This window comes from Rufibacter psychrotolerans (assembly GCF_016924645.1).
Taxonomy (GTDB): Bacteria; Bacteroidota; Bacteroidia; order Cytophagales; family Hymenobacteraceae; genus Nibribacter; species Nibribacter psychrotolerans.
Genome location: NZ_JAFFJV010000023.1, coordinates 48,073 through 60,334, shown reverse-complemented (window position 1 = coordinate 60,334; position 12,262 = coordinate 48,073). Strand labels below are relative to the sequence as shown.

The window sequence follows — 12,262 nt, the reverse complement described above, 5'->3', positions numbered from 1 at the left end:
GCCTTGAAACAACCGCTTTGTAATGATTTCCTGACCAACATTTGAAAATATGCCAGCCGCCGCCCGAGTTTCTGATCTGCACGTCTGCCCTATGTCCGATGGACCCAAGCCCCACGTAGGCGGTCCCATTCTGCCGGCCGGAGCGCCCACGGTGCTCATTGGGGGGATGCCCGCCGCTCGAATGGGGGATCTGGCTACCTGCGCCGGTCCGCCCGACGCGATCATCAAAGGCTCAGGTTCGGTCTTGATCGGGGGCATGCCCGCGGCCCGCTTAGGCGATTCCACCGCCCACGGCGGCACCATCACCATGGGGTTCGTCTCGGTGCTGATCGGCGGGTGAGCAAAATGTGAAATGGACCTACTTTCTGGAGAACAGCCTAAAAACAGAACTGCCTGAGACAGACCTCTACCCCAACGCGCTGAGAACCTATGGCCTTCACACCTACCCAAAACTTTCTGGGCCGCGGCTGGAGCTTTCCGCCCACCTTTGACCACCTCAGCGGCCAGGTGGACATGCTGGAAGGCGTAGCCGATATCCAGAGCAGCCTCCATATCCTGCTCACCACCATGGTGGGGGAGCGGCTTATGCAGCCTCGGTTTGGGTGCAACCTGGAGGAGATGATCTTTGAGTCGCTGGATACCACGCTTAAAACCCAGCTTACTGATAAGATTGAGACGGCCATCCTTTACTTTGAGCCCCGCATTGACCTGGAACGGGTATTCCTGAACACCACCCGCGAACTGGAGGGATTGCTGCTCATTGAGGTAGACTACCGGGTGCGCACCACCAACTCAAGGTTCAACTTCGTGTTCCCGTTCTACAAAACCGAGGGTACCGAACTGCTACACTTCCTCACCAATCCGCCCCAAACCGATAACGCCCTATGAGCTCGCCCTGCGCCCATATCATCCATCCGCAGATGGTTTCCCGCGAGGGCACTGATCAACCCGGCCGGACCAGCGGGACGCTAGCGCCTTCCTCGGTGCCGGTGGAGGAGCACGGGGTGGCAGAGTGGCTGGTTTACGCGCAGAACCTGAGCGAGCACCTGCGGTTTTACGGACCCGATAACCAGTACCACAACCAGAACTGGAAAGCGTTTCTGGAGAGTGATGTCTCGGCGGTTCTGGCCTTGGCGGCGGTGCAGAACGTGGATGCCTATTGCAACCAACTCAACGGATTACTCCACAAAGGAATCCGGCAGGAATTGGGAAAACAGCCCGTAAACGAAGGAAACCTGAAAAAAGCCTTTGCCCAGGTCTTCAGTTACGTTGCCACGCTGGCCTGGAGTCTGGAGAAACTGTGGCAACGGCTACCCGCCTCCGTTCCCCTGAAAGCCACGCTGCAGAACCTCATCCAGAGCAAACTGGCCCTGGAACTGCAGAAACTCAAAGCCTTCCACGCCGCCGCCGAAGCGGAGGATTTGTTGGACGAGACCGAGGTGCCGCCCTGGATGATTCTGGGCGAGAAGCTGGCCCCAGCTTCCCAGATGCTGGCCCAGCCTTTCTCCGTGCTCTGGACTTCCGCGGCCGTGGTGGATACGCAGATTTTCGGACCTACGGCTCCCGGCGAGACGTCCCGCAAGATTTACTTCGCCATCAACCATTCCTTTTTTGCGGCCACGCTGGACCAGTTTCTGCGGGCCTACGCGCGGGTGGTTACGGATGCCCGGCAGCAATTCCAGGCCTCCCTCACGTCCCGCGAGGACCATGCCCCACACATGACGCTGCTGTTGGCGTTTCTGCAGTTGCTGCTTTATAACCGGGAACACCTGAACACGCTTTCCGCCAGGCACCTGGATTTCTATTACCAGGAAGTACTGCGGCTTACGCGCAAACCGGCTCAGCCCAGCAAAGCGCACGTGGTGGTGGAACTGGCCCGGCACGTCACCCACGAAATCCTGCCCAAAGGCACCTTGTTCCAGGCCGGGAAAGACAGCAGGGGGCAGGAAGTGGTGTTTGCCTTGACGGAAGACTTCGTCCCGAACCAGGCCCGACTGGTTTCCTTCAGATCGGTTTACCAAGCTACGGAGGAGGACGAGCAGAAGAAAGGAACCGGCGTAAACCTGCAGAAAGATTGGCTGTACGCTTCCCCGGCCGCCCATTCCCTGGACGGGACGGGCAAGGAACCCATGCCGCCGGAGCAGGGCTGGCCTTTTTTCGGGAACAAACAATACCGCCACGGTAAACTCACCCAGTTGGCCATGTCGCCGGCTACCATCGGGTTTGCCGTGGCGTCGCCGCTGCTCTACCTCACCGAGGGAACCCGCACGATCACTCTCAAGCTGTTTCTCACGGGTGCCGGCCTCAGCCTGGAGGATTATTCCGCCGCCATCAAGGCGCAGGTGACCACCGCCGAGGGGTGGCACCCGCTCATGCTCATCAGCCCGTACTTCCGATTTCAGGAGGAAAGCGGGAACAAGCTGCTGGTGTTGAAGGCGAAGCTGCAGCCCGATGAACCCGCCACCGCTCCCTTCCATCCAGAAGTCCACCAGGCGGCCTATGACACGGCGCATCCCATGTTGAGCGTCCATCTCCAGCCCCAGTCCGGGAAGGAGTACCTGTACGAACTGGTGAGAGACGCCACGTTGACCAAGATTGAGCTGACGGTGGAAGGCCAGGGCCTGCGGAATCTGCAGCTGTACAATGATTTCGGGATGCTGGATCCAGCGCAGCCGTTCATGCCATTCGGGCCGCTGCCGCAGAAAGATGCCTCGCTCATCATCGGTCACCCTGATGTGTATCTGAAGAAGAACGCCACCCTTTCGGCGCTCAGCATCAACTGGAAAGACAAACCCAGTGCGGTCTCCACCAAGTCCATCACCATCCAGAGTTTGCAGCAGGGGCAGTGGCAAACCAAAACTGCCTCGGCGGATCTGTTTGCGTTGCTGGCCGTTTCGCTCACCGCTGAGGACCAACTGCCGCTGGAGTACGGTCTCCGGCCCGACTACACCGCCGCCAGCGTGAAGGGATTCCTGCGCCTGAAACTGAACGATGACTTCGGGCACAAAAAATATCAGAAAGACCTTACCGATTACCTCATTGACAAGGCCGGAGGAGAGGCTAAAGCCAAGAAAGACGCCATCCAGGCCATCCTCAGCTCCAGTACCGAGGCCGCCGACAAGGTCAGCCAGATCCAGACCAGCCTCAACACCATGGCCCCGGCCCCCACGGAACCCTACACGCCGGTCATCGAGCAAATCGCCCTGGATTACTCCGCCACCGCTTCCTTGGATCTGACTTCCAAGGACAGCTTCGCCGGAAGGCAGGTGCAGTTCTTCCATGTGTATCCGTTCGGGCAGAAAGAGGAGCATCCCGCCCTGAAACGACCGGATCTGCGCGAGTCTTCCGTTTTGGGGCTGGTTCCCGTATTTCAGCGCAAAAACGTGGATGATCCTTTCTTTGAGGTGGAGGAAGAGGACGGTTCCATCCAGGACTGGCTCACGCATGAAGGGGAGTTTTACCTGGGCGTGGAGGGAGCCACGCCGCCGCAGACGCTTTCGGTGCTGTTCCAGCTGTTGGAAGGCTCGGCCAATCCGCTGGTGAAAAAGCCCGAGCAGCACGTGCATTGGAGCTACCTGGTGGGCAATCATTGGGTGTCGTTCCACAAAGAGCAGGTCAGTGATTTCACCGGGCAGTTGACCCGCTCGGGCATCATCCGGTTCCAATTACCCAAAGGAGCAAACCATGAACATAGCCTGCTACCCTCCGGCCAGGTGTGGCTGCGGGCGGCGGTGCATACGGCCAGCGAGGCGGTCTGCAGGGCGGTGGCGGCGCTGCCCCAGGCGGCGTTGGTGGTGTTCCAGGACCAGGACAACGCCCCTGATTTCCTGGCCCGTCACCTGCCTGCGGGCAGCATCAGCAAACTGGTGGAGCCTTTGGCCGGGGTGAAGAAAGTGGAGCAGCCCTTCGCGTCTTTTGGCGGAGCCCTGGCCGAAACCCCGCCCCATTATTACCGCCGGGTGAGCGAGCGCCTGCGGCACAAGGACCGGGCCATCACTATTTGGGACTACGAACACCTGGTGCTGGAGGCGTTCCCGCGCATCTACAAGGTGAAATGCCTGCCCCACACCCGCTACGAGCCCGCCGGTACCACCGGAATTTATAATGAAAAGGCGCCGGGCCACGTGACGGTGGTTTCCATTCCGGATCTTCGGCAGCGCAACGCCGTGGACCCGCTGCAGCCGCTCACCAGCGTGGGCGAGTTGGAGGAGATCAAAGCGTTCCTGCGCCAGCGGCTGTCTTGTTTTGTTACGCTGCATGTGCGCAACCCCATTTTTGAGCAGGTGAAAGTGAAGCTGGAGGTGAGCTTTTTTCCGCAGTATGATGTCTCGGCCTACTCCCAATTGCTTCGGCAGGAGATCACCCGGTTCCTGTCGCCGTGGGCGTACGGCGAGGGGCAGGACCTCCGTTTCGGGGGCAAAATCTACAAATCCACCTTAATTGATTTTGTGGAGGAACGTCCGTACGTGGATTTTATCACCCAATTTCGGCTGTACCATTTGCCGGGGCAGGGGCTGCCGGAGCAGGAAGTGGAGGAAGTCAGGGCCACTAAGGCGTGCTCGGTGCTGGTGTCGGTACCGGAGGAAGAGCACGGGATCACCGTTTTGGAAGAGGAACCCGAGGAACTGGAGAAAGAAAAGTGCGGCTGCTGAGAAACAAGTCCATCTGAAACACCCCACCGCAAATCCGCAGCAGGATTTCAAACCACAGGCAGGATGCAAGAGCCCATCACCATACCGCAGAATCCCCAACTGCTTCCCAGCGAAGACTATTACTTCCTGCGGCAGAAGGGCTTGGAGTATATTGAGCGGTTGGGTAGCCAGCACTGGACCGATTACAATATTCATGATCCCGGCATCACCATCCTGGAACTGCTCTGCTACGCCCTCACCGACCTGGGCTACCGCACCAGCTTTGACCTCAAGTACCTGCTGGCCGAGTCGCTGGCCGCCGGTGGCCGCGACCAGGCGTTTTTCACCGCCGCCGAGATCCTGACCAACAGCCCCTGGACCGTGACGGATTACCGGAAGGTGCTCATTGATTTGCCCGGCGTGCGCAATGCCTGGCTGTTCTGCAAGGAGTGTCCCTGCGAGGTGCCGGTGTATGCCAACTGTGAAGCCGGCACGCTCACCTACGCAACTAACGATCAACCCGTGATTCCGAAAGGAACGTACGACGTGCTGCTGGAAATGGAGGAAGACGCCCAGTTAGGCGATTTCAACAACGGCAAAGTGAAACAGACGTTCTCGGTGTTTCTCGCGGCCCAAAACCGGTTTGTGACCACGCTGCTGGAGGTTCGGTTTCCGGCATGGGCGCAGGTGTTGGAAGCGTACCCGCGGTTCAGAAATTTCCTGGCCGAGAAAAGTGCCCTGGTGGAGAACGGCGTCACCGTGACCAAAATCGCGAAACTGAACGCGCCGGATACAGACTTACTGGGCGGCACCGTTTCTGCCCGCGATCTGCGCCTGCCGCTGCTGGTTTCACTGGCAATCCGGTTCTTCCCCGATCAGGACGTGCCCGCCAATGAGGAAACGGTGGTGCTAGAAAACGTGCCTTTCACCGTTTTCCCCGATAGGGAAGATCTGCGCCGAAATTTCCCGGTGGCTGATTTCAGGGCAGAATTCGAAAATACGGCCCAAAATAGCCTGCTGCGCAACTATCACCGCAAATTGGCCCGTGTCCAAAACCTGCTCCAGGAAGCCAAAGGCACGCTGCACGCCCAACGCAACCTCTCGGAGGATTTTTGTCGCATAACAACGGTGGCGGTAGAGGACATTGCCGTCTGCGCCGATGTGGAACTCACGCCCGAAGCCGATGTCGAGAAAGTGCTGGCCTCCATCTTTTTCGAGATAGAGCAGTATTTCAATCCGGCGCTTAGGTTTTATGGCTTGCAGGAACTGCTGGACGAAGGGATGCGCGTGGAAGAGATCTTCAACGGTCCCACGCTGCAGCACGGCTTTCTCAAAACCAAGGAGGTAGAGGCGGCCCAGCTCCGGAAAAACCTGTACACCTCAGACATCATCAACCGCCTGATGGAGATTGAGGGCGTGGTGGCCATCCGGAACCTGGTGCTGACCCGCTACGATGCGCAGGGCCGGGCCGTGATGCCCAGCGATCCCTGGAACCTAGCTTTAACGTTCCGGCACCAGCCGCGGCTGTACCTGGAGCAATCCAAATTCCTGTTCTTCAAAAACGAACTGCCGTTCCTGCCCGCCAACTGGCAGGAGGTCTGGGCCACCCTGCAGCAGTTGCGCAGCACCGCAGACACAGAGAAATGGAACCACGGCCCCCTGGACCTGCCCGTGCCCACCGGCACCTTCCACGATCTGCAGGACTATTTCCCGGTGCAGTACTCGTTCCCGCTGGCCTACGGCATTGGCTACGAGGGCTTGCCCGAGCAAGCCACCCCTTTGCGGAAAGCCCAGGCCAAACAGCTCAAAGCGTACCTGCTGTTTTTTGAGCAGCTGCTGGTGAACTACCTGGCCCAACTAGCCAACAGCTACCGGCTTTTCAGCCTGGATCCCACCCAGAAACGAAGCTACTTCAGCCGGTTCCTGGACAATGCCCTCATCCAGAACATAGAAGGAAGCGAGGGGCTGTACGAAGGGCTGGACCTGAACCGACTGAACCAACTGGCCGAGACTAAGGAGGAAGGCCTGCGCCGCCGAAACCAGTTCCTAAGCCATCAACTGGCCCGGTTCGGGGAGCAGTTCTCTGAGTATGCCCTGCTGCTGTACACCTTTGACACTAACAGCGGAAACAACGGCGGTCCCATGGCCTGGGAGCGGCAGGTGCAGGAAAAACTGCTTTCTGATAAAGCCCTGTTTTTACAGAAACTGCCCCACATCAGTGCCCACCGGGCCCGCGCCAGTGACTACTACAATCCGCCAGCCTTGGGCGCCGCTGACAATGCCTCGGGCTTGGCACAGCGTCTGGTGCTTCTTCTGGGCTTGCCTGAAGACACCGTGCTGTTTGTGGTGGAGCATTTGCTGCTGCGGCCGCGCTACTACGGGCAGGTGCTGCTGCCCGTCTGCCTGCACCCCAACTGCGTAACCTGCGGCGAGGAAGACCCCTATTCGTTCCAACTCACGCTGGTGATGCCGGGCTGGTTGCCGCTGTTCCGCCACCTGGATTTCCGGAGGTTCGCCGAGCGGCAAATCCAACTGGAAACCTCGGCCCACCTGATGCTCAAGATCTGCTGGGTGGGCAACGAGGTGTGCCGGGGCGAAGGCGACGAAGCCATCCTCTGCCAGTTGCGCCGCAGCCTGGAAGATCACCTGACCGATCCTACCAGACTGGAGGAACTGGAACTGCCGCTTTGCCGCTACGCCGAAGCGTGGCTGGAGGCCTACAACGAAGCCTTCGGGCAGGAATACGTCATCGGCAATTACCAACCCCTCACTACCCAAGTGCTGGAGCGGCTGTTTGACGAATTGCTGCCCACCCACGGCCCTGACGAGGAACTAGAACCGGAGCTGCAAGACACCTTCGCGCAGGCGTTGAAAACCACCCTGACTACCTGTTTTCTGGGCAAGGAAAGCTGTTTTCAGTTCAACCTTTTCCGGAAACACTGGGCCGCTTGGGGCGCCGAGCTCCTGCTATTGGAGCCCAACGAACCTGCCCTGGAGAAACTGGTGGAAGCCCTTTTAACGACTCATTTTCTGGAAACAGGCGAAAAACAGAAACCCGAGACCCTCTGCCAATGTGCCGTGGCCTTGGCCTCCGCCTACGGCGATGGCCTGCGCTCCTGGCTGGAGATAAAGGAAAACCAGGAGACTGTGTTCAAAGCCGCCGAGTGGCGGAAGCAGATCGCTGATCTGTTCACGCTGTCGCCCACAGACAAGCCTGAGATCTGCCCCGCCTTGCCCGGCACCTTCTTTACCAAACTGAAGCACCTGCTGGTGGACTACTACCGCAACAAGCTGAACTTCCTGCAGACCCACGCCCGGCTGGTGCGCCTATTGGGGGAACTGAAAAGCATCTACCCGCCCGCCACCCTCCACGACTGCGAAGACGGAAACGATGACAACCCCGTACGGCTGGATGCCACATTCCTGGGGTGAGAGCTTTGAGCCTATTTTGTGGCTGTTTTAGGAAAATCGGCCTGAAAACAGAAAAGGCAATTGGGATTGGGCTTAGGGGAGCTCTTCGGGAATGGAGTACAATCGAAGAGAGGGCTGTTTAGGGGCTGTTTTCTTGGAAAAGGGCTTAAAACAGAAACAGGACATAAGAAGGCTCCAGTGAACGAATCGGAAAGACAATTGGAAAACCAGGATAAGCAGGAACGGAGGCTTTGAAGCTACATCGGACATGAGAGAAACCCGCCGCCGCGGAGGACATTTTAATACCCATCGCCATGGAACCCACCCAACTCACCTATCCGCAGTTTGTCGCCAACCAGGTGCTGAAAAAAGACCACCTGAACGACTTGTTCCACTACCTGGATGAGCAAAATCGGCTCACCCGAACGAACCTGATCGGGATAGGCGTGGTGTGCGGGCTGGAGGTGAAACCCAACGAGGCGCTCACCCAGATCACCATTCCCCAGGGCTGCGGGGTGACCTCGGCGGGGTACCTGGTCTCTTTGCCCGAGGTTGTCCTGAAGCGGTCCAAACCCTATGAACTGCCGGAGCAGCTGGACTATCCACCGTTCTACACCAGCGCCGTGCCCCGCCAGCCGTTTCCGCTGTGGGAATTGCTGCCCTCGGGCGGAACCCAGGACCTGTCGGCGGCTTTCCTGCGCGACAAAGTGGTGGTCATTTTCGTGGAATTGCAGGAAGAGAACCTCAAAAAATGCTCTCCCTATTCCTGCGATGACCGGGGCTCGGTGATTGAGGTAACCTACCGCTACCTGTTGCTGGAGAAATCCAACGCCGATCTGCTGAGGGAAGCAGAGCAGGCCAACGGACCCAGCCTGGAGCAGTTGCAGAACCTGCAGCAGGCGCAAGCCCTCATGGCGGAGTTCAAACTCAAACGCTTTGACGTGCCGGTCCAGAACCCGGGTATTTTCACCACGCAGGAAGTCATCAACCGGTTCCGGGATCTGCTCACCAAGCCCACCGTGGAGCGGATCAAAGAACTGTTGCTCAATGCCTATTCGCTGTACCAACCGCTTTTGTCCGGAGTTTCGGATACGGCCTTGCAACAGTTGGGGAACTCCTACACCTACGCGGGGGACAAACTCTCGCTCACCAATCCGCTGCTCTATTCCTATTACTATGATTTCTTCTCGGATTTACTGGAGGCCTACAACGAGATCAGAACCCGAGGGCTGGACATCACCAGTATCTGCTGTCCGGACGAGGACCTTTTTCCCCGTCACCTGTTCCTGGGCCTCGCCACCGAAGACACCACCCAAACCTACAGCCAGTACCGGCACTATTTCATTCCCTCGCCGGTATTCAGCCACCAGCAACACCTGGGCACCGAGCTGCGGCAGTTGTTCCAGCGCCTGATCCGGATGGTGGAGAATTTTAGCGTACCCTTCACCGCCGGCGCCGGGGACAGGCGCGGAACGGGCATCCGGATCACGCCCAGCTTTCTAGGCAAAACCGATCTCTCCGGGAAAGCCATTCCGTTTTACTACAAGATCCTGGACGGCAACCCGCCGTTGTACCAGCTGTGGAGCCCGCCGAAGACGCGCCAGAACAAGGCCAAGCACAACCTATCGTACCATGCGGCCAGTTACCCCGCCCCGGTGGAGGACTTCGTGCTGAATCCGCTGGAGTATGACCTGGAACAGTACAATTTCTTCCGGGTGGAAGGCCACGTGGGCCAGCCCTGGCTATATGCGCTGGGCCGGGTGCTCCAGCTCCGCCACCGGTACCGGCTGCCCTTTGACGTGCTGGTCCTGAAAACGGGCCGAAATCACAAAAACGTGCAGGATTGGCGCACCCACGCCTGTTCCTTCCAGGACCTGGAGGCCATTTACCTGACCCTGCGGGAAGAGCTGCGCTGCCTGCTGCAACGGGAAGTCGCCTATTTCTACAAACTCCGACCTGATAAGCGCCCCGTTTCCACCGTAACCGATGTCACCGGCAACCGTCCCGCCGCGGTGGTCTCCACCTTGCTGAACTCCAGGCTGTCCTATTTTGGCCGGGGAACCAATGGCCTGCTGTATGACGAGAACTCATTGGGGGCGCTTTATGAGCATGCTTTTCTGGTGAACAACCCGGCCGCCACCTACAGCCGAGTGCTGGCCCTGGGGCAGGACCCCAAAGTGCAGGCTGTGTTGCTTCTGATCCAGTACCTGGTGGAAATGGCCGAGTTCCTGGTGCAGGCGCCTAACTTGATGCAGTTCAACCTGGAGGCGTTCCAGAAGGTGAATCAGAACCTGGTGGCCTACGCAGGTTCCTTTATCCGGCAACTGAAAGAAATGCTGGCCCAGCCCGCAAGCCGGAACCAAGAGAACCTGTGGGAACTGGAAGACATCATTGACCACCTAGATGTGCTCATCAGCGCCTGCCAGAAAGAGGCGTTCAGTGCCCTGCTGGAGACGTACCGCAAGCGGCTAGAGGATATCCAGAAACAGCTCCTGTTTGGCAATTACATCCGGAAGCACCCAGGCATTACCCATAAAGCGGGCGTACCCGTGGGCGGCACCCTCCTTTTGGTTTACGCCGGCGAAGACGGGGAAGAAGAGCCCAAGCCTAAACAAGGGCGTTTTCTGTTGCGCGGCCAGGTGGTTGACGCCAACCAGAATCCCTTGTCCGGGGCAACGACGCTGGTGAAGGATACTAATTGCGGGACCACCTCCAACGCCGGGGGGCATTTTCTTTTGTACGCGGAGACGCTGCCCGCCACCCTTACGGTCAGTTTTGCGGGGTTTCCCACCCGGGAAATGGTGGTGAAAGAGCCCGATATGCCTGTGCTGGTGATCTTAGGGGAGGAGCCCGACCCAGAAGAATCAGCCGAGGTTCCGTTGGGGCACGTGTTCGTGGATTTTTACCTGCCGTATCTCTGCTGCTCAGATTGTCCGCCGGTGCAGTTTGCCCTGGAAGCGCCGCCGCAGGAAGAACCGGCCGATCTGGCGGTGGAGGTGTCTGAACCGGATTGTGACCGAACCGGCCGGTTCTTTACGGTGACCCTGCAGATCAGCGGCGGCACCGCGCCTTACACGGTAGAAAACAAACCCGCCAACCCCATGCCGTATCCGGTGCAGATTCCCGGCGGCGAGGGCAAAACCGTTATCGTGCGCGACAGTGACGGCCAGGAAAAAGCGGTGCAGATACCCGCCCATGAATGCGAGCCCGAAGCAGAACGGCTGCGCGTAGAAGTAAGCGAACCAGAGTGCGATGAAAGTGGTCAGCAATTTTCCGTGACGCTCACTATTTCGAGCGGGCAGACCCCATACACCGTCAACGGCCAAGCCGTGGCAGGGACGGAGCACGTGGAGACTATCCCCAGTGGCCAGGGAAAAGACCTGGAGGTGAAAGATGCGAGCGGGCAGGCGTTGAGCGTGCAGGTGAATGCCCACCGGTGTCCGCCCGCCGAGGAACCCTGTGACCTGCCCTGCGACGGCAAAGCCGAGCTATGCTGGTACCCGCTGTGGTTCCCCATGCCGGCCCGCGGTCAGGTGCTCTCCATAGAGGCTTCGGCAGGGCTGCTGAAAGTGGTAGACACCGAAAACAACCAAACCCATGAGGTGGACTTCGCCAGCGTTCTGAGGGAGATTTTCCACCAGGTGGAGCAGGAGGAATTCCACGAACGCGTGCAGAAACTGGTTGACGTGCTGAACGACCAGATGGCCCAGAAAATCGGCAACGCCGAGACCTTTATCCTGCGCTACAAACCCGAGGAGCGCGTGTTGGGCGTGGAGCATTACGTCTGCCACACCTTTGAACTCACCACCAAACAGACCCTGAGCCTGGGCGGCGACGCCTTCTCGCTGGAAACCCGCTACACCGATCAGGAGTGGCAGATCAGGGACCTGAGAAGGCGCACCCGGGCCACGGGCAAGAAGTTTGGCTGCGAGGAAATGGACAAATGCCGCCACACCCACAAGGTTCTTTGCGAGCAGGAAATCCCCAGAGACGCGGTGAACCTGGTGGTGGAACGGCAGGAAAACGGCATCGGCTTCAAGGTAGATACAGAGGAGGCCTTTGAGCAGGTGCTGTGGCTCTTCGGGAGCGGAACGCCGCTTTTCTCGCAGGATCCTAGCGGCCGGTTCGCCACACACACTGACGAAAGTCCGGTATGGTTCCTGGGCGTGCGCGGCGACTGCTACGTGGCGAAAGAAGGTTCTTTGCTGAACGGGTAAGCC

The 12,262-nt window shown here is 58.8% G+C and carries 5 protein-coding genes; all 5 read left to right on the top strand.

The window, feature by feature from the left end; all coding sequences use genetic code 11:
- Nucleotides 1-49: 49 nt before the first annotated feature.
- Entirely contained in the window at nucleotides 50-340 is a 291-nt protein-coding gene (locus tag JT718_RS18825; RefSeq protein WP_205504343.1) for a PAAR domain-containing contractile injection system baseplate protein, read from the top strand.
- An 89-nt stretch (nucleotides 341-429) separates the two neighbouring features.
- Nucleotides 430-888 carry a gp25 family contractile injection system sheath assembly initiator gene (locus tag JT718_RS18820; protein ID WP_240337175.1) on the top strand — a complete coding sequence of 153 codons (459 nt, stop codon included), beginning with the start codon at nucleotides 430-432 and terminating at the stop codon, nucleotides 886-888.
- Complete coding sequence (locus JT718_RS18815; protein ID WP_205504342.1) at nucleotides 885-4,652, top strand: baseplate J/gp47 family protein; 3,768 nt, start codon at nucleotides 885-887, stop codon at nucleotides 4,650-4,652. Before JT718_RS18820 ends, JT718_RS18815 begins: the two co-directional genes overlap by 4 nt.
- Nucleotides 4,653-4,715: 63 nt before the next feature.
- Nucleotides 4,716-8,063: a baseplate wedge protein gene (locus JT718_RS18810; protein ID WP_205504341.1), complete on the top strand. Its 3,348-nt coding sequence runs from the start codon at nucleotides 4,716-4,718 to the stop codon at nucleotides 8,061-8,063.
- A 293-nt stretch (nucleotides 8,064-8,356) separates the two neighbouring features.
- Entirely contained in the window at nucleotides 8,357-12,259 is a 3,903-nt protein-coding gene (locus JT718_RS18805; RefSeq protein WP_205504340.1) for a carboxypeptidase-like regulatory domain-containing protein, read from the top strand.
- Nucleotides 12,260-12,262 lie beyond the last annotated feature (3 nt).

Coding starts and splice junctions, on each gene's coding strand:
- JT718_RS18825 (WP_205504343.1), top strand. CDS start 50: ATGCCAGCCGCCGCCCGAGTTTCTGATCTGCACGTCTGCCCTATGTCC.
- JT718_RS18820 (WP_240337175.1), top strand. CDS start 430: ATGGCCTTCACACCTACCCAAAACTTTCTGGGCCGCGGCTGGAGCTTT.
- JT718_RS18815 (WP_205504342.1), top strand. CDS start 885: ATGAGCTCGCCCTGCGCCCATATCATCCATCCGCAGATGGTTTCCCGC.
- JT718_RS18810 (WP_205504341.1), top strand. CDS start 4,716: ATGCAAGAGCCCATCACCATACCGCAGAATCCCCAACTGCTTCCCAGC.
- JT718_RS18805 (WP_205504340.1), top strand. CDS start 8,357: ATGGAACCCACCCAACTCACCTATCCGCAGTTTGTCGCCAACCAGGTG.